This window comes from Chitinophaga sp. 05T412 (assembly GCF_056396465.1).
Genome location: NZ_JBFTLN010000014.1, coordinates 163,889 through 189,514, shown reverse-complemented (window position 1 = coordinate 189,514; position 25,626 = coordinate 163,889). Strand labels below are relative to the sequence as shown.

Here is a 25,626-nt window from a genome sequence, read left to right as displayed (position 1 = left end):
ACGTAAACGGTTATATTAAAATGAGGGAGATAATCCATCAGGATAAACCCATAACAGTACACTAAAACTGATCGCTTTAAACCACGCCTGTTGCATTCGCTCCACTTCCGCTGCCGGATGCCCGTGCCTGCTGAGGTAAGGTCTGCCGGCTTCCGCCACTGGATAAATAAAAGTGGACATATACCGTAGATATTCCAAAGGCAAAGCGCTAAGGTCCGTTTCTGCTACCGGCTTTAATTGCAACTGCGCCGCAATACGCTCTTCAAATTGCCACCAGGTATTCCCCTCCTGCCGCGTACATAAATCAACCAGCCATTGCCGGAACTGCGGACGCAACGTTTGCAGATAATCTAAATCAGGTGCGCCTCCCCGCGTAAAATAGTAAGCGAGGTAGTTATTCTTTAAAATGTAATCATACCAGTTGTCCAGGATATCTTCTGTATGTGGCAGCAAAATATCTCCAGCCATCAGCAGATACTGTTCATCATCATGCGTGAACAACAGCATTCGCTTTAGCCTGACTAATACTTCTGCATCCAGTGGGGATTTGGGGGTACCTGAGCCCGCTGTGCCATACTGCATAGCGTTATTCATACATGTAGATTTAGATATCCTTCACGGATTGGTTATCACAAATATAATAAGGTTGCCTAACTAAAAAAATTATATCATATCGTAGGGCTTTGTACGTTAGTTAGTTGATATATTAATATAATTTTATTTGTGATTCTAAAACGAACACTATAGCTTTGACGCTATTGATTATAACCAGCTGCATCATGCTACATCATATCACCAGAAAGGCTTTTCGTATAGTACCCATACCAGATGGGCAGGAGTACCCACAGACAAAGAGTACATCCCGGGTGTTGTATCTCTCGGTAGCTGCCATGTTAGTAGCTGCTATTGGAGTAGCGGTGGGAAAGCTGTTAACCTTGCTTATTCAATGGATCACGGCATTATCATTTTTCGGAGATATCAGTAACGCGGCCGGCACACCCGAAAATGAAGATCTGGGCATCTGGATGGTGGTTATTCCCATAGCAGGTGCGTTGGTACTAACCTGGCTAAGCAAATACCGGGAAGGCTTTCTGAAAGCCATCGGATTAACCGTGGCCATAGGCAGCGGTGCGCCAATGGGAATAGAAAGTCCTGCCATGATTTTTAATGGCGCCATGGGAAACTGGATAGGTAAGTTATTTCGCTGTAACCCGGACGAATGCTATATACTTTTTGTAGCCGGTACCTGTAGCACATTGGGTAGCCTCTTCRGCGCCCCTATAGCGGCTATTTTCCTGGCAATAGAATGTTTCTTTGCAGTAATTACTGTGAATGCCATGATCCCTGTAGTGCTGGCTGCTATTACTGCCGGTACAGGTAGCTATCTGCTTCGTGGAACTGCGCCGGTGTTTAACATTCCTGCAGCGCCTAATGTAACTATGCAGTCGTTGCTGGCGTACCTCGGAGTAGGACTGATCATAGGATTATGGGCAAGGATGAGTGTGAATCTATCCAGACTGATAGAGAAAATGTTTGGAAAGCTAACTACATTTAGTCATTGGTTTTTGCTGTTGGCTGCATTGGTAGTGGGCATGGCAGGTTATATCTCTCCCAGAGCACTGGGAACAGGCGATCATTATATGAATGATCTGTTGCAGGCACATGTAACTTTATCTATTCTGGCTGCATTGGCAATAGTGAAGTTGATAGCCTGGTTATTCTTTTCCAGTGCTTATAAAACGGGTAGCGGAATTATACCCGTGTTGGTAACAGGTGGAGCAATGGCATTGTTGATAGGGGTAGTTATACAATTATTATTCCCAGCAGTAGTAATACATTCCGGTACACTGGTGCTGGCTGGCATGGCAGCAATGTTGGCGGGAACTTCAAGAGCCGTGTTTACTGCCATGGTACTTGCGGTAGAGTTAACACATGATGTGAATACTATATTGCCGGTTTTAGGCGCTTGTTGTATTTCCTATTGTATCTCGCTGATCACTATATTCAGAAAAAAAGCGGAAAACATATAAATGTTCTCCGCTTTTTTCTTCGCTATAAATACGTTGCATTTAGTCGTGTGGCGACACAAATTTCAATCCTATAATAGAGCCTATTAACAATACCAGGAAGAATATCCTCCATAGCGCAGCCGGCTCTTTAAAAAAGATCATACCAGCTATTACCGTACCAGCAGCACCAATACCAGTCCATACTGCATAGGAAGTGCCTATTGGTAATCCACCGTTGATCGCTTTGTTAAGAAAGAAAAAGCYTAAAGTGATACACACGATAAAGCTAATTGAAGGCCACAGCTTTGAGAAGTTCTCAGAATACTTTAATGAAATAGTAAAGCCTATTTCAAACAGTCCACCAATGACAAGGAATAACCAAGGCATAATACTGAATTTAGAAAGTAAGAAAAAAAATATTGAATAGTAAGGGCACGAAATGCCCGTTCTCTGTGGATCAGAGACCGTAGTTAAATACTGCGTAAGCGATAGATATGCCGAATGAAGTAAAACGCATGCGGCAAAGGTAGCAAATTTTTTTTAATCGATTCTTTTGAGGGCTTCCCGTTTACTGAGTGGCGCCAGGGGATGACGGTTTACAAATGCCCGTACTGACTCAGGATTGGTTTTGGAATACTCCCGTAATGCCCAGCCAATGGCTTTCTGAATGAAAAATTCTTTGGCATGTGCATGTTGCAAAATGTATTGGTATAAGAGAGCTTCGTTGGTATGTTGTTTATACCCATTTTGAAAAGTGATGGCGGCGCGTTGTAACCACATGTTATCGCTATTGCACCACTGGTTGGTGATAGCAGCATCCGCATCCTGAAATTTCTTCAACCAGGGACCTGCTACAAAAGAGATAACGCCATCTACACTATCCCACCAGGATTTATGGGTGATCATGTATTCAAGCAGGTGAATATCGTCGGGTGTCCATTGTTTGTGAAAGTATTGCATCAGGTCAATGGCTGCGTATTGGTATTCCCGTTCCGGTTTTTCCCACAACACTTTTATCAATGCAGGCATTTCCGTAAAATCGGGTAAACCATGTTGTGCTTTCAGCGCTTTAATAATGTTGCGGCGTTCAGGTGTTTTGATGCCCAGAAATTCGAACTGATCGCGGAGGTATAGCTTCATGGCGGCTGCATTGGCCGGGTTGGCTGCAGGCGTAAACGCAGTAGTAAGCAAGGTAAGATAACGCATATATTACCCCTGTGTTTTAGTATTGATATAACGATAAAGGTTAAACGATTTTTGTGTCAGTAGCGCTTGTATTTCTTTTTGCAGGTCTTGTTTAACCACGTCTTTCATGCGCCGGTGTTGTATGAGCTGGTAAGCTTTTTCTGCCAGCAGCAATATATGTTTTTGTTGCTGATGAGAAACGGCTTCGTGATGCCGGCTAATGGCGCTGATAATTTCGTGTATGCCTGTATGTTGGGTAGCGATGGATTTGATCACGGGGATCTCCCATCCGCTTTCCTGTTTGCTATGGGCCAGCAGGCGGAGATTTTTTACAAAGATGTCTGCATTATCCCGGTCGGCTTTGTTCACCACAAAGATGTCGGCGATTTCCATCAGGCCCGCTTTCATGGTTTGTATTTCGTCGCCGGCTTCTGGTACTACTACTACAATGGTGGTATCTGCTACACCGGCAATTTCAACTTCGCTTTGTCCTACCCCCACGGTTTCAATAAAGAGGTAGTCGAATTTAGCGGCTTTAATAAGATCGCTTACTTCGATAATCTTGGGGCTTAGTCCGCCAAGAGCGCCTCTGCTGGCCATAGACCGGATAAATACATTCGGATGATTAAAGTGTTGGCTCATCCGTATCCGATCGCCAAGGAGTGCGCCGAAGTTGAAAGGAGAAGAAGGATCTACGGCAATGATGGCTACGCTTTTATTTTGCTCCAGCAGGGTGGTAATTAAGCCGTTGACCAGTGTGCTTTTTCCGGCGCCCGGAGGTCCGGTAATGCCCGCTACAATGGTATGGTGGCTGATGGGTAGTTGTTCCAACAATTGTTCATACCCTGTTGCTTCATTTTCCACGAGGGAAATGCAACGGGCCAATGATTTTATATCACCGCTTAAAAGTCCGGGTATATACTGTTGGTACATCTTATTGCTTGCAAATATTCAGGAACAAAAATAAGGGGTCTGCTGGTTACACCAGTAAAGAGCGATAAACATTCAGGTATTGTTCTCCAATTTCATCCCAGCTAAAGCTATCCGCATGTTTTTTTATAGCGGCCATCGGTTGAGTGGCCGCATAATGTGCCATGCCTTTGGCAAATACTTCCCGCATGTATACCGGGTCGAAGTTTTCGAAGTAGTAAGCGAGGTCTCCGCCTATTTCCGGCAGGCTGGTTTTATTAGATAAGAAAACCGGTTTGCCGTGGTGCATGGCTTCTATTACAGGAATGCCAAAGCCTTCTGCGATAGAGGGAAATACAAATGCGGCGCAATGGCTGAAGTACCAATATTTACTTTCTTCATCAATAGGCCCCAGAATTTTCACACGGTCCTGCACGCCATAATGGGCTGCTTCCTGTAATATCTGTTTCTGATAGGAAGTGTTCGCATTACCTGCAATGATCAGCTCGTAATCCGTGTCTTTAAGCAAACAGGGAATTACATGAAAGTTCTTTTTGGGCAATATAGTGCCGATAGTAAATAGAAACGGCCTGTTGGGACGATACACCGGGTTATTGAAATCCGGGAACGATTTAATATTGCACCCATTATAAATAACACTTAACGGGGTATTTCCTATGTTAAGGTGTTGAAGTACATCTTGTTTAACATAATTAGAGATGGTAATAAGATGATCTGCCCTATTAATCATCCGTTGTACCTTGGCTAATTGTCCTGATATCCTGTGTTTATAATTGGGTTTATATAAAAAATTAAGGTCATGAATGGTCAGTACCTGCTTAATGTTGGAGGATGCGGGGGAATAGTCGGAAAGCTGATAGGTGGTATGCCACACCTGGATGTCCTTGGAATAGGGCATCCATAGCTTGTGCCAGGCCTTTTGGTTATAGTGCGCTTGTTCCGAAAAAATGGTTTGCCGGTAAGATGGCAGGTAGAAGTAAAGTTCTTCCGGAGGAGCCACCCGCTTCAGCAAAGATTGGCCAAGTTCGCTGCAATAAGTATATAGACCGTTGTTCGGATATTTCAATCTTTCACAGTCTATCACAAATCTTGGCATATATTAATCAGTTTGAATAATTGTCTGGTATATATTTATATATAAGTAAATGCTTAAGCGAAGATATTACAACTTTTTACGAAAAAGAGATAATTATCTTTTACCCTTTTCCGGATAAATTATCATACTAACGTATATTGGTTGTCAGTCCAATTGCGTATTATTATACTAATGACGAATTTTATTTCCATATTTCCGCTTGGAATTGTAGTGTATCCGGGAGAGCAATTAAACCTTCACGTTTTTGAACCCCGGTACAAGCAACTAGTGGCAGCTTGCATCGCCGAACATAAGCCTTTTGGAATTCCAACTGTAATAAATAAAAAAATTATGGAATATGGAACACTGGTGCAAATAAAAAAGGTAGAAAAAATATATGAAACCGGGGAAATGGACATTGTAACCACTGGTGACAGCGTTTTTCGGATGCTGGAGCAGGTAGGGGAAATTCCTGAAAAATTATATGCCGGGGCCATTGTAAACTACCCGGAAAATAGTGAAGAGGGCAATTCCCGGCTTTTGCAGGAAGTATTGCACGGGGTGCGGGAACTACATGCCATCCTGCAAATTCATAAAACATTCAAGAAAGAAGATGATCAGCTCCGCTCCTACGACCTGGCGCATCATGCTGGTTTGTCGTTGGATGAGGAATACGAGCTGTTACACCTCTTTTATGAAACACAGCGCCTGGAATACCTGAAGCGTCATCTGCACAAAGTAATTCCCATGATGGCAGAGATGGAAAGGCTGAAAGAAAGAGTCATGCTGAACGGCCACTTCCGGAACTTATCTGCCGATAATTTATAGTTTTTAGTAAGATGCCTGTCTGGTATACGTTTCAAGGGCCCAGAAGGGGAACTTTAACGTGTATTTAACAGGTAGCTTTTTTGTTTTTTTTGCTTCCCGCCTTAAAAAGTAGATATTTGCAGACCCATATTTTATCTGGAATAAGGGCTTAAACTCAATTCTGTAACTCAATGCATTGGACAAAAGTCAGTATTCTTTGCCTACTGGGAAGCTTCTTCCTGATTGCAAATAAGGCTATCGCACAGGACAACTCACCATATTCCCGCTACGGATTAGGAGATCTGAATAACAACCAAAACACGGTAAACCGTGGTATGGGTGGAGTTTCTCAGGCTTATAGCGATCCACAGTCGGTTAACTTTGTTAACCCTGCCAGTTATTCCAGTTTAGTGCTGACAACCTTCGACGTAGGCGTTGAAGGAGGAGGCAGATCCATTACTGACCAGGGAAATAAATTTAGCTCCGGCTTTGGAACCCTTTCTTATCTGCAATTAGGCATACCCTTAATTGTCAATAAATGGGGGCTGAACCTTGGACTTCGTCCGGTAACAAGGTCTTCTTACAATATCGAGCAAGGATTTAATGGTGCTTATTTCGATACACTTAAGTATCCGCTGACCAACAAATATGAAGGCAGTGGTGGTCTTTATCAGCTGTATGCCGGTACAGGCGTACGCTTTGGCCACTTCAGCATTGGTGTAAACCTGGGTTATCTGTTCGGCAATATTGAAAATAATACCCGGTTATTCTTCCCGGATGCCAGCATTTACCCTTCTCATAAAATGTTCCGTACCAGTTATAGCAGCTTCTTCTACAAACTGGGGGTGCAATACAGGGCTAAAATGGCGAAGGACATGGATCTCACCTTTGGTGCCTCCGGTAGCCTGAAGCAAAATATGCATGCCCGCCAGGAAATGTTGAGCGAAACACTGCAGTATGACAATGGAGGAAACTACTCCAACCAGGATACGGTCAAATATGTAAAAGGAGAAAGAGGAACCGTGGTATATCCTGAAGAATTTGCAGTGGGTGTAATGCTCCGTAAATTCGATAAATGGAGCATCGGAGTAGATTTCAACAGCAGCCAGTGGCAGAATTTCCAGAGCTTCGGTTCAAAAGATTCTGTATTACAGAGTGCCTGGAAATTATCTGTGGGTGGACAGTTTGTACCAAACGCAATGGCCCTCAGCGGTTACTGGAACAGAGTAGCTTACCGTCTGGGAGCTTACTACGGTAATGACTACCTGAAGTTAAACGGTGTAACAATGCCTATGACAGGCTTCACAGTAGGTGCAGGCTTACCTGTACGTCGTATGGCTTACTCCAACCAATATAGCATGGTAAACCTGGCGTTTGAAATAGCTCGCCGTGGTAACAATCAAACAGTACTGAAAGAAAATATCTACCGCATATCATTAGGCTTCACCCTGAGCGATAAGTGGTTTATAAAACGTAAATACGAATAAAGTCTATGGCCATTGGCTATTAGCTTTTAGCGAAAATGCAGCGGAGATTATCTTCGCTGCATTTTTGCTAAAAGCCAATAGCTAGCAGCTAAATACTATCTTTGGTCTATTATTGCTCAAAATGATTAAGAGAACTATCTTATTTTTTATAATAGCCATTGCCGTTAGTAGTTGTGAGAATGATATACAAACGGTGATGGAATTCGATTCTAAAAAAGCCGCTACCGAAAATGGGGTGGATATTGTCACTATTTTCAGTCAGGGAGGAAAAGTAAATGCGAAGCTGCTGGCGCCGGCTATGGAGCGCAGCCTGGATAAACCCTCCTATGTTGCTTTCAATAAAGGGTTGAGGGTATTCATGTACAACGACACGCTGGGCCTGGAAAGCACCCTTTCTGCCAAGAAAGGCAAGTACCTGGAAGAAGAGGGCAATGTTTACTTATCAGATAGTGTGGTGGTGATTAATAAGAAAGGGGAAAGACTGGATACCAAAGAATTAAACTGGGACCCCAAACGCAAGATCTTCTACTCCACACAGGAGGTTTTTATAAAAACACCTACCGATTCCCTCCATGGATGGGGGCTGGAAGCAAACGAGGATTTCAGTGTTAAAAAAATCCTCAAAGTGAGCGGCCCTATTACGGTGCAAGACAGTACTACCAATTTAAACTAGCTAACGGAAAGATATATACGAAATAACCCCACCTCTGCAGGTGGGGTTATTTCGCTTTAACCTATTTTTTAACCTAAAATTTGGGTGAACATTGCCAATAATTATGCCAGTTTGGGCTGTCTTGGTAAGAAAATCATACATTATAACATCGAAACGGATTCCTTTGTTATTGCCGGGCACAAAAAGATCTCCAACGTACAGCCGTGAATGTTAGCCAGCCTGTTTTCTCATTATTTGCTATATTTCATCAAATAAATTAGCRCAAATGGAAACTATCAATTGGCCGGATTTTGAAAAGGTAGAAATCAGAGTGGGTACTATACTGGAAGCTAATGACTTTCCCAAAGCCCGTAACCCATCCTATCAACTCGTAATAGATTTTGGGGAGGAGCTGGGTATTAGAAAATCTTCTGCCCAAATTACCAGTCTATATCAAAAGGAAGAACTCATTGGAAAGCAAATTGTGGCAGTTGTGAACTTCCCGCCAAAACAAATTGCAAATTTTATGTCTGAGTGCCTTGTGCTGGGTGTAGTAGGCGATAATAAGGCGGTTATATTGCTTCAGCCCGATAAGCCAGTAGTGAACGGACAACGTATAGCCTAGTAGTAAAATAGAGAATATTATTTTATAGTGATTATCAATTATATAGAAGTAATTATTTAATCTAATTTTATTTTTTAATAATATTATTATAAAAATAATATAATAACACATTAACCATTATCATCAGTTCACGAACAATAATACATCGTTCACGGAAATGAAACCAACAACTAAATTCGGCGATATATCTTTGTTCTAGGTTTTTCATAGGATATGGTTAAAATTATTACAAGGGCGGTATTCTTACCACCCTTTTTTATTTCTCTTCTTAACCCTACTGTCCCCAAAAGAGCCTAATAGGTGTTTGAACATCTATTCGGTTTGATAGTCAATAAGTTGCGTCGAAATACTCGTATGTAAAGTTATCTTGAAGCGTTTTTTGCCTTCATACGTTCACCTTCTCTTTCCTTACGTTTACCGGATAAAATATATCATTCACTAGAATGCTCACTGCAGTGTCGTAAAAATCGGCCACCTTTGGTATAGGTTTTTCAATAAAGATATGGTTAAAATTTTTCGGGGCTGTAGTCTTGCAGCCCTGTTTCTTTTTCTACACCTCCCGATTCATATCTTCTTTCATTTATACACACAGCAGTAATCATCTTCCTACACCTTTATATCAATACTTATTACATTGATTATAAATGATTTACGGCCCAACATACAGCATATGCTGCAGGCCAGGCCGTAATAATCAGTTGACGTGGTGAACGCTATTGCTGCAGCTGAGCCGGAAAAGGCTTGCTCAACAGGTTGTTATATATAAACCGGTAAGATTCGGAAGCTGAATGCACACTTTTCAAACCACCCCAGCCATGACGTTCGCCAGGATATAGCATAAATTCAAAATGCTTATTCAGATTTTCCAGTTTGTCGATTAACTGAATACAATTCTGCATGTGTACGTTATCATCCATGGTACCATGCACAATACGGATCAGTCCTTTGTATTTATCCGCATACGTCATTACAGAGGTAGCTTTATAGCCATCCGGGTTTTCAGCAGGACTATCCATATAGCGCTCTGTATAGTGGCTATCGTATAGTTGCCAGTCAGTTACAGCGAAATTGGCCATACCATGGGTAAATACATCTGCACCATAAGTGAGGGCCATACAGGTCATATAACCGCCAAAGCTGCCACCAGTCATACATATTTTGCTGGCGTCCGCCCAGGGTTCTGCCCGCAGCAACATCGCCGCATCCATATAATCCTCAATTTCATATTTGCCCATTTGGCGATGGATATAATTCATCCCCATTTTACCCAGTTGCCCACTGCTGCGGTTATCGATGGCTACTTGAATAACACCTTCCTGTGCCCACCATTGTTGGGTGTTGTTGTATTTCCAGGTGTCGTATACGGTGCCGGCATTAGGACCTCCATAGATGCTGATCAGGATAGGGTATTTTTTACCCGGCTCCATATGCAATGGCATCGTGATAGTGTATGGCAACGTAAGACCATCGCGGGTTTTGTACGTTTTTAGCTCCGTTTTTGCCAGGTTATAATCTTCAAAATGCTCCCCTTTACTATCACCCAGTTCCCGGATTACCTTACCGTTATTATCCATCAGGGCCATTTTAGAAGGCGTTTGCAAATTGGAATAAGTGGTAATGAAGTATTGGCCACCAGGGGCTATTTTGATGGTATTGTTATAATCACCTTTGGTCAAACGGGTAATCACGCCGGTTTTCATGCTMACCTTGTACAGGTCAAAACGGGTGGAAGCCTCTTTCCGGGCGGTGAAGTACACCAGCTGGTTTTTATCATCTATCTGTAATACCTCTTTCACGGTCCAGTTGCCGGAAGTCAGCTGCTTTTTCAGAGAGCCGTCCATGTTATAGAGGTACAGGTGCGACCAGCCTGTTTTATCGCTCTGCAGCAGGAAGCCCTGGTTATTTTGTACAAAAGGCACCGCATCGAACCAATCGATCCAGGTTTTTTGCTTTTCATCGTAGATTTCTTTCTTAGCGCCGGTTTGCGGGTTGATGCTATATATTTTCAGGTTGTCCTGTCCGCGGTTCATCCATTGCATCCACAATTGCTGGCTGTCGTCCGTCCAGAATGGCATACCGAAGTACTGGTCGTCGTTTTCGTTGAAGTCGGCCCAGGTGGTAGCGCCACCGGAAACAGGTACCACGCCTACTTTCACAGCAGGGTTAGGGTCGCCGGCTTTAGGGTAACGGGTATTTTCCAGATAGCCGTGCTGACCTTTTTCGCTGTAGATCGGGAATACCGGTACTTTGCTGTCGTTGAAGTGCATGTAGGCAATCTTGCGGCTGTCAGGGCTCCACCAGAAAGCGCGGTAGCGGGTAGGTCGTCCCAGGATTTCTTCATAATATACCCAGGATGCCCAGCCATTATAGATTACGTCAGAACCATCGTTGGTATAACGGGTTTCCTTTTTGCTGGCTATTTCTACGCTATAAAGGTCATTGTTACGGGTAAAGGCCACATATTTTCCATCCGGGGAAAGGGTAGGATTTTTTTCTTCTGCGGCATCATTCGTTAAACGTACAGTGCTGCCATCGGCGGCTTTATAAAACACATCTTTTTCACGTACTTCTACACTGGGTCCGTCTACCGGTGCGGTATATATGGTGGCTTTGCCGGTACGGGCATCTATTGTCCAGGCCTGCATACGGCCATTGGCGGCATCAGGGCGCATTTCCAGATAATGTTCCGCATCGGTCCATTCCCGGATGGCCGGCAACGGCTTGGCAATACCAGTGTTTTTGCCTTTAAAGGCCTGTTCGAAAGTAATATCCTGCTTTTGTTGCGCATGCAAACAGGGGGCTGACAGCAGCAATAACGCTATACTGCTGATGGTGGTTGGCTTAAACCATTGTTCGCTTCTCATAATTTGTAAGATCAGGTGGTTTTATCTTGTCGTTAGCGGGCGAAAATAAGCATAACTATAAAATAGTCTCGACAATTTACACAAACGGGCAGGCCCGGAAAAACCAGCTATTAGCCAAATGCCACCAATTATGAAAGATTTTCTCTCGCCTGGTAAATGGGGCTGTAAATAGCAGTGGAAGCGGTTACCTTTAAAATGGTTTTCATAGGATATGGTCAAAAAATAAGAGGGCTGTAGTCTTACAGCCCTTTTTACTATTTTTGCACTCCAATAGGAATTACAACTTACTACATGACACAATTATCTGAGCAAGAGATTATACGCCGGGAAAAATTACAGGAGCTGCACAATTTAGGTATAGATCCCTACCCTGCAGCGGAGTACCCGGTTAATGATACTTCCGTTAATATAGTTTCTAATTATTCGGAAGAAACGAAAGAACAATTCCAGCAGGTATGTCTGGCAGGTCGTATTATGGCTAAAAATGATATGGGTAAAGCTGCTTTTGTCCGTATCCAGGATAGCGTAGGTAAGATCCAGATCTATATCCGCAGGGATGAAATCTGCCCTGGTGAGGACAAAACATTGTACGATGTAGTGTTTAAGAAGCTGTTGGACCATGGCGATTTTATAGGTGTAAAAGGATATGGTTTTGTTACCAAAACCGGCGAAACATCCATCCATGCTACAGAGTTCACTATTCTGGCAAAGTCATTACGTCCGTTACCGGTGGTAAAAGAGAAGGAAGGAGAAGTGTTCGATGAAGTGACCGATCCTGAATTCAAATACCGTCAGCGCTATGTTGACCTGGTAATCAATCCGGAAGTGAAAGAGGTGTTTATCAAACGCACCAAAATCATGCAAACCATCCGCGATTTCTACAATAACCTGGGCTACCTGGAAGTAGAAACGCCGATTCTTCAACCAATCCCCGGTGGGGCTACCGCACGTCCGTTTGTAACGCATCACAATGCGCTGGACATGCCGCTCTACCTCCGTATAGCCAACGAATTATACCTGAAACGCCTCATTGTAGGTGGTTTTGAAGGTGTATACGAGTTCGCAAAAGACTTCCGTAACGAAGGAATGGACCGTACCCATAACCCGGAATTTACCGTAATGGAAATGTACGCCGCCTACAAAGATTACGAATGGATGATGCGTACCACAGAATCGTTGCTGGAAAAAATCGCCATTACCTTACACGGCACTACTTCCGTTCCGGTAGGTGATAAAACCATCGACTTCAAAGCGCCGTTCCGTCGCGTATCCATGTATGAAGCCATCCTGGAACATACCGGTATAGACATCGCCAATATGGATGAAGCCCAGCTCCGCGATGTATGCAAACAATTAGGCATACACGTAGATCCTAAATTAGGAAAGGCGAAACTGATTGATGAAATTTTCGGTGAGAAATGCGAAGGCAACTATATCCAGCCTACTTTCATTACTGACTACCCGGTAGAAATGAGCCCGCTGACGAAGAAACATCGTAGCAAAGCCGGTCTGGTAGAACGTTTTGAATTGATGGTGAATGGTAAAGAAATAGCCAACGCCTATAGTGAGCTGAATGACCCGATTGACCAGCGCGAACGCTTCGAAGAACAGGTACAACTGATGGAACGTGGCGATGATGAAGCTATGTACATCGACTACGACTTCTTACGTGCCCTGGAATACGGTATGCCGCCCACTTCTGGTATCGGTATCGGTATTGACCGTTTAACCATGCTGATGACGAATCAGCCATCTATTCAGGATGTGCTGTTCTTCCCGCAGATGAAACCAGAGCAGCAGAAAGCATAAAGCGTAAAGCAAAAAGCTATTGTAGCGAATGATAAGAGCAAATGGGTAATTTATTACTCGCTCTCATCATTCGCTACAATAGCTTTAAGCCTTCTGCTTTTCGCTTTCAGCTCTTTAAAAAAATGGCATCAAATTTTCAGTAGGCGTTCATATACCAATGCACATCGTTAACTTTAAGTAGCCCATCACTGTTTCTTAAAATTAGCCGTATGAAAACAATCTTAGTACCCACTGATTTTTCTGATACTGCCTACAACGCTGCTATTTATGCACTGTMACTTGCCAATAGCTTAGGCAGTACCCGTATTGTATTGTATCACGCATATGAGCTGATTGTTCCGGTTCCGGATATACCTACCATGATACCCATGGTAAATCCGGACGATTTGCAGGCTGCCAGCCAGGAAGGATTGGAGAAGATGAAGAAAGAATTACAGGACCTGATACCCGCTGATGCTTCATTGGTAACAAGGGCGGACAATACCCTGTTAGCTGCTACCATAGAAGAGGTGTGTAAGAATGAAGAAGTAGATTTGATTGTGATGGGAATTACCGGTGGAAGTAAGCTGGAAGAGGTGCTGATAGGATCTAACACCATTGATGTAGTAAAACATACCAGTTACCCGGTGTTGATTGTCCCAGGTAAAGCAAAGTATAAACCCATTGAAAAAATAGTGTTTGCCGCAGATCTCCGTAAAGTAGCTGAAACTACACCCGTAGAGCCACTGAAGAAATTACTGCACATTTTTAACGCTGAATTGCATGTCATCAACATTGATCATGAAAGCCGGCATTTCAGCACAGATACACCTTTTGAAACATTAATGCTGGATACGTTGCTGGAAGATTTTCACCCGGTATATCATTTCATCGATAACCCGGATGTAGTAGAAGGAATTGTAGAATTTGCGGAAGAAAATAAAGCAGATATCGTGCTTACCATCCCTAAAAAGCATGGATTATTTGAAAGCATTTTCAAACGCAGCCGCACGCTGAAACTGGCGTACAAAACGCATATACCGCTGTTGACATTACACGAATAATGTATATTTTTGAAAGATATTAATATTTATAATCACACTATGCTTAAACGTTCATTATTAGTCTTGCTGGGCTTTTTTTGCCTGCAGGCCAGTCAGGCACAGTTCCTGAAAAAATTGGGCAAACAGTTGGAAACAGCTACCAATAAAGACAATGGCACCAACAATAATTCATCCGGCCTTTCGCTGGCGGGTATTACAGAATCTGATGCAGGCGGTGCTATCAAAGAAGCCCTGGCTAAAGGAGTCGCAGCAGGTATTGCCAAACTCAATAAGAAGGACGGATTTTTTGGTAGTGATGTGTATAAATTGTTGCTGCCACCGGATGCTGTGAAAATAGGTAATACCCTGCGCCAAATCGGACTGGGCCCACAGGTGGATAAAGCAATTCTGCAAATCAACCGTTCTGCAGAAAAAGCAGTAGGATATGCGGCGCCAATCTTTGTATCTGCCATCAAAAAAATGACATTAACAGATGCTTTGAACCTGGTAAAAGGTGGTCAAACTTCTGCTACTGACTTCTTCAAAAGCAAAACAACAGACTCGCTGAAAACAGCGTTCCTGCCAGTTATTAAGAAAACATTGGATAGCACGGCTGCTACCCGTTATTATTCAGATATCGTTACCAATTATAACAAACTGCCTACTACCTTCAACAAGGTAAATCCGGACCTGCAGGACTACGTAACCACTATGGCCGTAAATGCCCTGTTTGACCAGATTGCGAAAGAAGAATTAGCCATTCGTGCTAATCCTGCCGCCAGAACTTCTGACCTGTTGAAGAAGGTGTTTGGAGCGAAATAACATGAAGCAGAAAGCATAAAGCGAAAAGCATAAAGCTATTGTAGCGAATGATTAGCGCGGGTATTGAAATTACTTATCCGCTCAGGTAATTCGCTACAATAGCTTTATGCTTTTCGCCTTCTGCTCAACTTCGTGTTATTGCCCCACTGCCGTCAAAAGCACCTGCCATGCCGCGCCTACCTTCCCTTCTCCGAGCAGTTTTTGGGCATAGCGATGTAACTCTTTATCCATTTCTTCTGGTGTAACACTGTAGTATTGGATAATATTTTTGAGATGGTCGTCATAAAAGGCGGCATCAATTACCGGCATTTCATGTACGTTGCCCAGCTGTCCAAGATTATTGCCGGTAAGAATGGTGCTGTGGCGGATAGCAACTGGYAAAGCATCTACGCCAATACCTAATTGGGTATTGGGTTTGGCTACTTCAAATACAGCATCGCCGGAGGCACGGCAGTAATAGTCGCCGCCCATGCGTGCCACCAGGTCTATTTTATGCGGATCTATTTTGCCGGCAGCATTGAGTATGTTTTCATCGAGGTGTATCATCACCGGCTCGCAAATAACGAGGTTGCCGGCGCCTCCCTCCTGCCCTGTTTCAATGATTTGCCTTACAATGCACTCAAATTGCACGGGGCTTTCCTTTACACGGAATGGCTTTACTTTTTCAGATTCCACCGGTGTAAAACCGGCTTTCTCAAATTCATTGGTGCCAAGCGGGTATTCGCAGCTACTGAGCGAGGTTTGTTGCACCATCGCATAGTTCACTACATTGATCACCACTTCTTTGGTAGCATATACATTTTCCAGTGTGTGCTTTACCGTATTATCACGTACCCGGCGTGCCGGTGAAAATATCAGCGTGGGTGGATTGGAGCCAAATACATTAAAGAAGCTGAAGGGCGACAAATTAGGTCGTCCATCCGCATCTATGGTACTGGCAAAGCAGATAGGGCGCGGTGCGATGGCGCTCTGTAAATAAGCATGCAGCTCCACGGTTTTTAACTGAGACGGATCTATTTGCATGCTTATGCTTTTTTCTTGAGTGCCAGCAGAGAAAAGTCGGTATCTTCTTTCACAATGGTATTGGAAAGGGTGCCTAAACCGGTTATTTCCATTTCTACTATGTCGCCAGGTTGCAGCCATTGTTCGGTATAGTCCGGATTATTCAGTTTGCCAGTGCCGTTCAGCTCCAGGAAACAGCCGGTGCCTACAGTGCCGCTACCAATGATATCTCCGGGGAGTATATTTACGCCATAGGCGCAACGTTCTACGATTTCGGCAAAGGTCCAGTCCATATCACCCATGTTGCCTTCACTAACGGTGACGCCGTTTACTTTACAGGTCATTTTCAGGTCGTAGTTGTTGCCGGTATGATTAGATTTGGCGGGTATTTTCAGCGATTCCAGTTCATCCGGTGTTACCAGCATGGGGCCTACTACAGTGCTGAAGTCTTTACCCTTGGCTGGCCCCAGGTTGAGCAACATTTCTTCCATTTGGAGGGTACGTGCACTCATATCGTTCATAATCATGTAGCCCCCAATATAGTCATCTGCTTCTGCTGCGGTAACATTGCGGCCTGCTTTGCAGATAACAATCGCTACTTCCAGTTCAAAATCCAGTTTCTGGAAGTGATCCGGCATACAGTGAATATCGCCAGGACCCTGTATGGCGTTATGGTTGGTGAAATAGAAAATCGGATACTGATCAAATTCMGGAATCATGGGCACCTTACGATTGCGGCGTGCAGCCTCCACATGCTGACGGAAAGCATATCCATCGCGGCAGGAAGTAGGAAAAGGTACAGGAGACAGCAACTGCACACTCCCCACCGGAACTCCGGTAGCACCACTGGGGTTCTTACCTGCTTTCAGCAGGGCATCCGCTTGTTTGGCAATATCAATCACATCTTCCCACATCATCAGGAACATGCCCATGTTATTTGGAAGATCCGGGAATAGTTCCTGGGTATTGTATAACAGGCCGTTTACCAGGATGGCTAACTGGTCTGTTTCCTCTCTTAAATAGCTTACTAGTTTCATGTGTCGGTAATTGTTCTGGTTGTATGATGGACCAAATATAAGAATGGGCTTTAAATGGTTTGTCTATTTTTTTTCGTGCGGTCCTGTCTTTTTCAAAAGATCATAAAAATGGGCACTATAGCCAGCTAATTGGTTTATATTTATAGACAGATGACCACGTATATGCGTTCCTGTTTGCTGATCTTGTTATACTGCAGCCATTTCTTTATTGTACAGGGGCAATCCCGTACAGATACGATGCTGCAAAATTTGTTGCAGCGGGAAGGCTCGCCGGCGCTGAAGCACATTTTGCAATGTCCGGATTCATTCCGCTACCAGCTTATCTATACGCAGATTGACCGGGACGCGGATAATATGCCTCATTTTAAAAATTATTACCTGGACGTAGATCCTAACAAATATTACAATCCAGCCAGCACCGTGAAATTGCCTATTGCTTTGCTGGCGTTGGAAAAGCTGCATGAGCTGAATATTCCGGGGCTCACCGGGAATACGCCTATGCTGACAGACAGCGCCTGGCAGGGGCAGGAAAAAGTGTATACAGACAGTACCGCGGAGAATAGGTTGCCATCCATCTATCATTATATCAAAAGAGTATTTCTGGTCAGTGATAATGATGCCTATAATCGCCTATACGAATTTGTTGGGCAACAACGCATTCACGAAAGATTATGGGCCATGGGCTATAAAGATATGCGTATTGTACGGCGTTTTATGCCATTAACGGAAGAGGAGAACCGGCATACCAATCCCCTGCGTTTTGTGGAAAACGGACGACTAATCTATGCACAACCAGCCGCTTATGACACGCTGAGGTTCGATTACAGTCGCCAGGTAACAATCGGTCAAGGCTACCTGGACAAAAACGACCACCTCGTTTTTTTACCGATGGATTTTACGAAGCACAATAATTTCGCATTGGAAGATTTACAGCATATGCTGCAGTCTGTGTTGTTTCCCGCATCAGTGGCCGCCTCCGCGCGTTTCCATCTCACAAAAGAAGATCAGCAGTTTTTATACCGCTATATGTCACAATACCCGTCAGAAACGTTATGGCCTAAGTATGATACCACCGAGTACTATAACAGCTATACCAAGTTTTTTTTCTTTAAAGATGGCAGACAAAACATTCCATCCCATATACGTGTATTTAATAAAGCTGGCTGGTCTTATGGGTTCCTGACCGATGCGGCCTATGTGGTGGATTTTAAGCATAAAGTAGAATTTATGCTGACCGGCAATATTTACGTGAACCGGGATGGTATTTTGAATGATAATAAATATGAATATGATGAAGAGGGATATCCTTTCTTCAGAGAGATAGGGGAAATTATTTACCAATACGAATTGCAGCGCAGAAAAAAGTATTTACCTAACCTGCAACAATTTAAGATCAATTATCAGGAACAAGGGCAAGGGAATAGATAATATTTATAGCCTTTCGGCATTGTATAGTGCGGGAAATAATACATGAACGTTGTATTTTTGCTTTTTTACTGACAGCCATATCTGAAATGCGCATCATTTTTGACATGACTATCGGGGCTTATAAGGAAGGTTTTATTCATATCCCGTAACTGCTCTCTAAAATTCGGTTATGAAGTTTGAAAAGATTAAGAACAAAGGACAGGCAAGATTATTTGAAAGCCAGTATCTGGAGATGCTGACCAAAACGCATCCATTGGTGATCTGGGGGCTGTATTTGCCCATTATTGGCTATATGCTTTACTATAGCCACGACACATTAGGTTTTACACCCGGCACCGTATTCGGAATATTCATTGGGGCCATGGCTTTTTGGTCATTCTTTGAATATATCATGCATCGGTTTATGTTTCACTTTGCAAGTGATAATCCTAAAGTGCAGCGTTTTATTTATGTGATGCATGGTAATCACCATGAATATCCGAGAGACAAGCAACGGTTGTTTATGCCTCCGGTACCCAGTCTGATACTCGCTTCCGCCATTTTTGGCGCGCAATATATCTTCCTGCGGCAAATCACCTTTATGTTTTTCCCCGGTTTTATCCTGGGATACCTGATTTATGGCAGTATGCACTACGCTATTCATGCGTGGAATCCGCCATTCCGGTTTATGAAGCCGCTGTGGCGCAACCATCACCTCCATCACTATAAAAGTGAAGACAAAGGTTTTGGCGTAAGTTCTTCCGTATGGGATCGGGTATTTGGTACTTTCTTCGATTTGGACAAGGAGAAGGAAGACAAAGAAAAAGTAAAGGAACTAACATTTTAGCTATTAGCTTTTAACAAAAAATGCAGCGAGGACTAATCTTCGCTGCATTTTTTGTTAAAAGCTAATAGCTATTTCACCATCTTTCTTCGTCGTCAGGTAAATTATCCTGTTTATAGGTAGCCCTTGAGGCAATTTTTTGTAGTTGTCGTTCAATAATCAGTGCTGCGATAGATCTATACGGATCTGTTGTGTTAGTCACAGCGTTTTCCAGTATTTGCTTCACGCGTTTTTCAGATACATCTGTGCGGTACAACAAAAATATAAACTGTTGAAAGTTTTCACTGATCAGTATTTCCAGCCTTTTAGCAAGTATTTCTTCCAGTAATTCGTAGCTAACATTAACGGGTACACTTATTTCGAAGTGTTCCTGCGTCCATGTCGCGGCTTCCTGCAGATATGGTGCTGGCAATGCTGTCATTATTTCATTTGTTTTATTTTGTAAGAAGCATTGGTCACCACTTTCACAGGGACTTTCAGGTCGTGCTTAATACGTTTGGCTTTATTGGCTTTGTAGGTATAGTCGCCAGACATATCCGTGTTTTGCACACAGATGCTGGGAAGGCCGCTGCTACGCATAATCAGGTAGTTGGAAGAAGTGGTGCCTGAAATTTCTGCAGTGGCTTTAATGCCATCGTCCAGGGTAAGCAATTGTACTTTATCTGTTTTGATTTTATTGGTACCACCAATTTTAGCGGTTTGTGCATCCCAGGTTTGCAGGTTCCAGTAAAGATCAACACTACCTACCAGGCCGCCACGTAAAGGCACATTTTCTTCCCATTGGGTGCCTGTTTTAATGCCGTGAGCGGGATACATGATAAGTAATTGTTCCAGCCAGCTTTGGAACGCGGTGGTGCCAAACTGGTCTTTCATTAATTTTTTATAAGCTTCCTGTTCATCTTTTTTCAGGTCATTGAAGGCGTTGCTGGCACTGTTGAGGATATCATCCAGTCCTTCCACTTTATTAATGATGCCGGTAGTTTGTATTTCAACAGTAAAAGGTTGATTCAATACTTTCGCCAGTCCGGCCTGGAAGGGCTCATCGGCTTTGGCTACTTTGGCATCCACAAAGATGTTTTGATTTTTAGCGTTGAAATTAAATTTCAAATCTTTGTATCGGAAGGTGAGGGTGGTTTTGCCGGGTTGTATGTCTGTTACTTCAATGGTAATGATATTGTTGTAATCGCGGGTAGTGCGTTGTACGATATCGTTGACAGTCATATAGGTTTCACTTCTGCTTTTCTGTTCCAGCTCAAACAGTTCTCCTTTATGGAAGGTATAGTTGAGGGCTACATATTCCTGTGCATTAGCGGAAAAGGCCAGTGTTACCACCGTTACAATCAGTCCCAGAATTCTTTTCATTACCATTTTTTATTTGATCAAACATATTTTTCAATTACGCCCAATCCAAATAAGGCAAAATCGTACCTGGCGGGATCGTCAGGGTCGAGTTTTCTCAGTTGGTGGGTGAGGGCGGCCGCTGTTTTCCAATCGGCTTTTGCTTCTGATATCAGGCCCAGTCTGGCGGCTACCCTACTTACGTGTACATCCATGGGGCATACCAGTTGCGCCGGTGATATGTGTTGCCAAAGTCCAAAATCCACGCCATTTTCATCTTGCCTTACCATCCAGCGCAAATACATGTTCAATCGTTTGCATGCTGAGTTCTTAGCCGGGGTGGCAATATGTTTTTCGGTTCTCTGTGGATGTTCCAGCGAAAAAAATACTTTCCGGAATCCGGTCAGTGCTTTTTCCACATTATCATCCTGTGGGCTGAGATGTGCGCTGAAAGCAAATTCCAGCGATGTTACATTGGTATAATAATGTTGGAGAAACTCTACAAAGTATAGCAAATCCAGGCCATTAAACGTACGGTGACAAAATGAAAATAATTTCATCCGGTCTTTCGGCTGATGATGACGGATATAATCATACGGCGAATTATCCATCATTTTCATCAGTTCCGTGCATTTGTTGATAATGCTGGTCCGGTTTCCCCAGGCCAGTATGGCCGCGAAAAAACCGGATATTTCAATATCCTGCAATACACTGAAACGGTGCGGTATGCAAACGGGGTCATTTGCTATAAAGTCCGTGTGGTTGTAATACGCGGCCTTTGCATCCAAAAACTCCCTTAGTTTCTCGATTTTCATAAGTTAAATCACGTGTATCACCGTAAACCATTTTATATCAACAATCGCTTTTGACATAAAAAGGCGCTGGATATGGTTAGGATAAATATTAATGTTCCGGTAAAGATAATTTTTACCGGATAAGAATTAAAATCTATTACTTAACCGATTGCGTTGGCCAGATCAGCGGTAAGATCGTCTGCATCTTCAATACCCACACTTAACCGGATGAGGGAATCTACCAGGCCATTTTTTATTCTTTCCTCGCGGGGAATGGAAGCGTGGGTCATGCTGGCAGGGTGCCCTATCAGCGATTCTACTCCTCCTAGTGACTCGGCCAGTGAAAAGAGATGGGTAGTGCTCAGGATACGGTTGGCAGCTTCTATACTGTCGTCTTTCAGGGTAAAAGACATCATGCCCCCGAAGCCACGCATCTGTTGTTTGGCAATATCATGATTAGGATGGTCCGTAAATCCGGGCCAGTATACTTTGTCTACTTTGGGGTGGTTACGGAGGAAATTAGCCACTACTATTCCATTTTCACAGTGGCGCTGCATGCGCACATGTAAAGTTTTGATACCGCGGAGCACCAGGAAGCAATCCTGTGGGCCAGGAAYAGCGCCGCAGCTGTTTTGTATAAAATACAGCCGTTGGGCCAGGTCTTCATTTTTTACGATTACCACACCATGAACCACGTCGCTATGACCTCCGAGGTACTTGGTAGCGGAATGCAGCACGATATCAGCGCCCAGATCCAGCGGATTTTGCAGGTAAGGAGATGCAAAGGTATTATCTACGCAAAGCATGATTTCACTCTTACGGGCTATTTGCGCACAGGCGGCTATGTCTATGATTCTCAGGAGTGGATTGGTAGGTGTTTCCAGCCAGATCATCTTTGTCTGAGGGGTGATATGCGCCTCAATGTTTTTAGCATCTGACATGTCGATGAAATTGAACCGGATACCGTAACGCTCAAATACCTTGGTAAATATGCGATAGGTACCTCCATAGAGGTCGTTGGTGGCAATGACTTCATCACCGGGGTTCAGTAGCTTCATCACGCCATCGGTGGCTGCCAACCCGCTTCCAAAGGAAATGCCATGTGTTCCGTTTTCAATGGCTGCCAGTGCATTTTGTAGCGTATCACGGGTAGGGTTTTGTGTCCGGGCATATTCATAGCCCTTGTGTACCCCCGGCGCACTTTGCACATAGGTAGATGTTTGAAAAATGGGTGTCATAATAGCACCGGTAGATGGATCGGGGGCTACACCTGCGTGTATGAGTTTTGTTCCCAGCTTCATGTCTTAATGATTTAAAAATGAGTAATTTCTGGTGGTTTCCAAATATACTCCAGTTTTTGCGATTGAACATGACGAAATGTATTGTCCATTTTAGCTAGTATTAAGATATGATCTCAAAAAACTCAGCGGTTACGAACATTTTTATATCGTTCACCAATTCGCACCTAACGGTTATGTATAATCGGACTAAATTCGTTTTAGGTTTTTCATAGGATATGGTTAAAATTCTTAAGGCGGTATTCTTACCGCTTTTCTTTTTTAAAGCAATGCTGTAAACAGCATCTACATAAAAGCCAGAGAGGCAAAGTAGTCAACAGTTAAACTGCAGGCTACTTTGCCTCTCTGGCTTTATAAATATCAGTGGTGATTATTTTCTTTTAGAAGGCGCAACCGCATCAGACCATTTGATAGGCAGGCTTACGCTTACTTTATCCCAGGCGATGATCAGGTTGGCACCAGGATCTCCTTTTTCAAATACCATGGTGAATGCTTCTACTGCAGTATCCATTGCTACTACTGGCAGGGCTGTTCTTACCACATCTTTTTTCTGATCGTATTTAAATGCGCCCCATACATCCGTTTCTTTATTCAGGATGATGGTCCAGGTTTTTTCTGTTGGAATAGCATACAGGGTATAGCGGCCTTTTGGAATGTTTTTACCAGCGATGACTACCGGGCGGAAAAACTCGATTTCGGTGGCTTCGTTGGCGCCTAAACGCCATATTTTACCGTATTCTTCCAGGTTGCCAAAAATGTCTCTGCCTTTGGTTTGCGGGCGACTGTAAATCACACGGGCTACCAGGGCACCGGGCTCCCCTTTTACTTTTACTACATAAGGGTACATTACAGGGTAATAGGCCATGTCCATAGGACTGGCATCTAAAGGCGGCAGTTTTTTATCCTGTGCACCGGCGTTTAAGCCAAGCATGCCTGCTATAAAGGCAAAAAGGAGAACTTTTTTCATCATCCTGGAAAGCTTTATTTCTTTTAAAGGTATTTGGCGGCAAACCTACCTTTTTTTAAGGAATCAGAAAAGCGGGACCACTGCTTTTAACAAGCTGTTAGCGGTTTCCCATTCCAAGCAAATTTTCCACATGTGCCTGAAGTTCAGGGAAAAATTCACGATAACAGTCTTTCAGCGCAGCGTAGTGTTCCATAAAAACAGCAAATACCACATTTCCATCCGTTTCAAGGTACCGGGCGCGCCGGGCTACACCTCTGATGGAACTGGAAATTCCTTCTGTAGTGTGGTAATTGTACAGCCAGTTATAGGTTTGCATGTATTTAAACATCTGCAGAAATGCAGGTGGCAGCTGGGCCTCCTGTAACCTGATTTCACTATAAACGTAACGGGCAAACGAATACAGTGAATCGTTCGTAAAACGTTCGGTATCATTGGCCAGGAAATGATCGTATACCAAATCCGTGAATACGCCGCTGTAGTGCCCGCAGGATGGCCGGAAGAAAAGTTTAGCTTTAGACGTTACCGGGTGCTGATCGGTGAAGGTGTCAATGGCCCGGTGAATACGAATCCCCTGCTGTATTCCTTCGCTATAAGCCGCCAGATCCTTTTTGCCTTTTACAAAATCGGCAATCAGGTTACCGGTGATCAGTTCAGGTTGCCGGAAAGATAAATAAGCATGGGCCAGGTGATTCATGCCGGCAAGGTACACATTTATGCACAATGGCTCTGTTGGGTGCTTATCGGGCCGGTTAGGCCAATTGCCAAAGGATGGGAGGGCTTAAATATGAAAGAGTTATACATTTTGCTGACCGCTTTTCCATTTGTCTTGCCAATTATCCTGTTCCTTTTAAATTCTTATCCATTTTAACAATTTCTTAACGTTCGCTCATGCAACATTGGCAAGCTGGCACCAACAAACAGGCCAGGGCGGCTCTATATACCCGCATGTCCGCCACCGGTCAGGCGGACGTTCATTAACGGATACCCGAAGTTATCATGTGATCCCATCAGTAAAGTATGCCTTGACCACTGGCCCTTTCCCGCCGTAGCTTTGACTTATCGAAACAAACAAACTCAAAAAAAAATTCAAAACATAAATTTTTTCCGCCATGAAAAAACTTATCTTATTAGTTAGCGCCGCACTTTTACTGAGTGCAAATGTATTGTTCGCAAGTCCTTATGAAACGACTGCCAACACTAAAATTAACAGCACCTTCAACGAATCTTTTGCAGGAGCTACTGATGTGAAATGGTATACTGACGATAACAGAACGTTTACCGCTAAATTTACCATGAGCAATACCAAGGTCACTGCCTTCTTCAAAGAAGATGGTACCCTGATGGCTACTTCCCGCTACCTGCAGGCTGATCAACTGCCGCTGAGAGTCGCTGGTAAGCTGAACAAAAAATATCCTGGTGAGAGCATCTATTGTGTAGTAGAATATACCGTTGGCGAAAACATAGTATATTTTGTAACGCTGGAAGGTACCGACACCTGGACCGTTGTCAAAACCGATGCAGATGCGAATATGAAAGTACAGAGCCGTCTTAAAAAAGCTTAGTTTTAGTAGTGTTAAAAATTCATAGGCCCGTCGCTTTTGCGATGGGCCCTTTTGTTTTATGTTATTGCCCCATGCCCCCTCCCAAAAATT

At 43.5% G+C, this 25,626-nt stretch carries 25 protein-coding genes; 11 read left to right on the top strand and 14 right to left on the bottom strand.

What is annotated here, in order from left to right; translation table 11 throughout:
• Positions 1–15 precede the first annotated feature (15 nt).
• On the bottom strand, positions 16–594 hold the full coding sequence (locus tag AC1DFM_RS26900) for a protoglobin domain-containing protein (protein WP_477079862.1): 579 nt from the start codon (positions 592–594) through the stop codon (positions 16–18).
• 185 nt (positions 595–779) lie between these two features.
• Here AC1DFM_RS26900 and AC1DFM_RS26895 point away from each other — a divergent pair, with 185 nt between their 5' ends.
• Entirely contained in the window at positions 780–2,030 is a 1,251-nt protein-coding gene (locus tag AC1DFM_RS26895) for a chloride channel protein (RefSeq protein WP_477079861.1), read from the top strand.
• Between the two features lie 39 nt (positions 2,031–2,069).
• Here AC1DFM_RS26895 and AC1DFM_RS26890 read toward each other — a convergent pair whose 3' ends face one another.
• From AC1DFM_RS26890 to AC1DFM_RS26875, 4 genes are all read right to left on the bottom strand, one after another.
• Positions 2,070–2,396 carry a DMT family transporter gene (locus AC1DFM_RS26890; protein ID WP_477079860.1) on the bottom strand — a complete coding sequence of 109 codons (327 nt, stop codon included), beginning with the start codon at positions 2,394–2,396 and terminating at the stop codon, positions 2,070–2,072.
• A 153-nt stretch (positions 2,397–2,549) separates the two neighbouring features.
• Positions 2,550–3,215, bottom strand: a complete 666-nt coding sequence (locus AC1DFM_RS26885; RefSeq protein ID WP_477079859.1) for a DNA alkylation repair protein — start codon at positions 3,213–3,215, stop codon at positions 2,550–2,552.
• 3 nt (positions 3,216–3,218) lie between these two features.
• Positions 3,219–4,127: a methylmalonyl Co-A mutase-associated GTPase MeaB gene (gene meaB / locus AC1DFM_RS26880; RefSeq protein WP_477079858.1), complete on the bottom strand. Its 909-nt coding sequence runs from the start codon at positions 4,125–4,127 to the stop codon at positions 3,219–3,221.
• Between the two features lie 46 nt (positions 4,128–4,173).
• Positions 4,174–5,220 carry a glycosyltransferase family 4 protein gene (locus tag AC1DFM_RS26875; RefSeq protein ID WP_477079857.1) on the bottom strand — a complete coding sequence of 349 codons (1,047 nt, stop codon included), beginning with the start codon at positions 5,218–5,220 and terminating at the stop codon, positions 4,174–4,176.
• 171 nt (positions 5,221–5,391) lie between these two features.
• Between AC1DFM_RS26875 and AC1DFM_RS26870 the strand changes: the two genes are divergently transcribed.
• The 4 genes from AC1DFM_RS26870 to AC1DFM_RS26855 all read left to right on the top strand — a co-directional run bounded on the left by AC1DFM_RS26870 (position 5,392) and on the right by AC1DFM_RS26855 (position 8,770).
• Positions 5,392–6,027 (top strand): LON peptidase substrate-binding domain-containing protein, encoded by a 636-nt coding sequence (locus AC1DFM_RS26870; RefSeq protein WP_477079856.1) that lies wholly within the window; start codon positions 5,392–5,394, stop codon positions 6,025–6,027.
• Positions 6,028–6,197: 170 nt separating this feature from the next.
• Entirely contained in the window at positions 6,198–7,493 is a 1,296-nt protein-coding gene (gene bamG / locus AC1DFM_RS26865) for a BamG family beta-barrel-assembly machinery protein (RefSeq protein ID WP_477079855.1), read from the top strand.
• A gap of 121 nt (positions 7,494–7,614) precedes the next feature.
• Positions 7,615–8,166, top strand: a complete 552-nt coding sequence (gene lptC, locus AC1DFM_RS26860) for an LPS export ABC transporter periplasmic protein LptC (protein WP_477079854.1) — start codon at positions 7,615–7,617, stop codon at positions 8,164–8,166.
• 265 nt (positions 8,167–8,431) lie between these two features.
• Positions 8,432–8,770 (top strand): tRNA-binding protein, encoded by a 339-nt coding sequence (locus AC1DFM_RS26855; RefSeq protein ID WP_477079853.1) that lies wholly within the window; start codon positions 8,432–8,434, stop codon positions 8,768–8,770.
• 713 nt (positions 8,771–9,483) lie between these two features.
• On the opposite strand, the gene AC1DFM_RS26850 is transcribed toward AC1DFM_RS26855, so the two are convergent.
• Positions 9,484–11,634 carry a S9 family peptidase gene (locus AC1DFM_RS26850; RefSeq protein ID WP_477079852.1) on the bottom strand — a complete coding sequence of 717 codons (2,151 nt, stop codon included), beginning with the start codon at positions 11,632–11,634 and terminating at the stop codon, positions 9,484–9,486.
• 291 nt (positions 11,635–11,925) lie between these two features.
• Here AC1DFM_RS26850 and lysS point away from each other — a divergent pair, with 291 nt between their 5' ends.
• From lysS to AC1DFM_RS26835, 3 genes are all read left to right on the top strand, one after another.
• Entirely contained in the window at positions 11,926–13,443 is a 1,518-nt protein-coding gene (lysS, locus tag AC1DFM_RS26845; RefSeq protein ID WP_477079851.1) for a lysine--tRNA ligase, read from the top strand.
• Between the two features lie 209 nt (positions 13,444–13,652).
• Positions 13,653–14,486: a universal stress protein gene (locus AC1DFM_RS26840; RefSeq protein WP_477079850.1), complete on the top strand. Its 834-nt coding sequence runs from the start codon at positions 13,653–13,655 to the stop codon at positions 14,484–14,486.
• A 39-nt stretch (positions 14,487–14,525) separates the two neighbouring features.
• Complete coding sequence (locus AC1DFM_RS26835; protein WP_477079849.1) at positions 14,526–15,287, top strand: DUF4197 domain-containing protein; 762 nt, start codon at positions 14,526–14,528, stop codon at positions 15,285–15,287.
• Between the two features lie 135 nt (positions 15,288–15,422).
• Here AC1DFM_RS26835 and AC1DFM_RS26830 read toward each other — a convergent pair whose 3' ends face one another.
• Together AC1DFM_RS26830 and AC1DFM_RS26825 are read right to left on the bottom strand one after the other, a co-directional pair.
• Positions 15,423–16,310 carry a flavin reductase family protein gene (locus tag AC1DFM_RS26830; RefSeq protein ID WP_477079848.1) on the bottom strand — a complete coding sequence of 296 codons (888 nt, stop codon included), beginning with the start codon at positions 16,308–16,310 and terminating at the stop codon, positions 15,423–15,425.
• Positions 16,311–16,312: 2 nt separating this feature from the next.
• Positions 16,313–17,326: a fumarylacetoacetate hydrolase family protein gene (locus AC1DFM_RS26825; protein ID WP_477079847.1), complete on the bottom strand. Its 1,014-nt coding sequence runs from the start codon at positions 17,324–17,326 to the stop codon at positions 16,313–16,315.
• A gap of 150 nt (positions 17,327–17,476) precedes the next feature.
• On the opposite strand from AC1DFM_RS26825, the gene AC1DFM_RS26820 reads away from it, so the two are divergent.
• Both AC1DFM_RS26820 and AC1DFM_RS26815 read left to right on the top strand, forming a co-directional pair.
• A complete protein-coding gene (locus AC1DFM_RS26820; RefSeq protein ID WP_477079846.1) occupies positions 17,477–18,754 on the top strand; it encodes a serine hydrolase in 1,278 nt (425 codons plus the stop codon).
• A gap of 169 nt (positions 18,755–18,923) precedes the next feature.
• On the top strand, positions 18,924–19,580 hold the full coding sequence (locus AC1DFM_RS26815) for a sterol desaturase family protein (RefSeq protein ID WP_477079845.1): 657 nt from the start codon (positions 18,924–18,926) through the stop codon (positions 19,578–19,580).
• 73 nt (positions 19,581–19,653) lie between these two features.
• Here the strand turns inward: AC1DFM_RS26815 and AC1DFM_RS26810 are convergent, their stop codons facing one another.
• The 6 genes from AC1DFM_RS26810 to AC1DFM_RS26785 all read right to left on the bottom strand — a co-directional run bounded on the left by AC1DFM_RS26810 (position 19,654) and on the right by AC1DFM_RS26785 (position 24,668).
• A complete protein-coding gene (locus AC1DFM_RS26810; protein WP_477079844.1) occupies positions 19,654–19,998 on the bottom strand; it encodes a hypothetical protein in 345 nt (114 codons plus the stop codon).
• Positions 19,998–20,939, bottom strand: coding sequence for a DUF6263 family protein (locus AC1DFM_RS26805; RefSeq protein WP_477079843.1), 942 nt, complete (start codon positions 20,937–20,939; stop codon positions 19,998–20,000). Before AC1DFM_RS26805 ends, AC1DFM_RS26810 begins: the two co-directional genes overlap by 1 nt.
• Before the next feature lie 17 nt (positions 20,940–20,956).
• On the bottom strand, positions 20,957–21,730 hold the full coding sequence (locus AC1DFM_RS26800; RefSeq protein WP_477079842.1) for a TIGR02757 family protein: 774 nt from the start codon (positions 21,728–21,730) through the stop codon (positions 20,957–20,959).
• 140 nt (positions 21,731–21,870) lie between these two features.
• Positions 21,871–23,010 carry a cystathionine gamma-synthase gene (locus AC1DFM_RS26795; protein WP_477079841.1) on the bottom strand — a complete coding sequence of 380 codons (1,140 nt, stop codon included), beginning with the start codon at positions 23,008–23,010 and terminating at the stop codon, positions 21,871–21,873.
• 367 nt (positions 23,011–23,377) lie between these two features.
• Positions 23,378–23,977: a DUF2911 domain-containing protein gene (locus tag AC1DFM_RS26790; protein ID WP_477079840.1), complete on the bottom strand. Its 600-nt coding sequence runs from the start codon at positions 23,975–23,977 to the stop codon at positions 23,378–23,380.
• 94 nt (positions 23,978–24,071) lie between these two features.
• On the bottom strand, positions 24,072–24,668 hold the full coding sequence (locus AC1DFM_RS26785) for an acyl carrier protein phosphodiesterase (RefSeq protein WP_477079839.1): 597 nt from the start codon (positions 24,666–24,668) through the stop codon (positions 24,072–24,074).
• Between the two features lie 415 nt (positions 24,669–25,083).
• Between AC1DFM_RS26785 and AC1DFM_RS26780 the strand changes: the two genes are divergently transcribed.
• Entirely contained in the window at positions 25,084–25,536 is a 453-nt protein-coding gene (locus AC1DFM_RS26780) for a hypothetical protein (RefSeq protein ID WP_477079838.1), read from the top strand.
• Positions 25,537–25,626 lie beyond the last annotated feature (90 nt).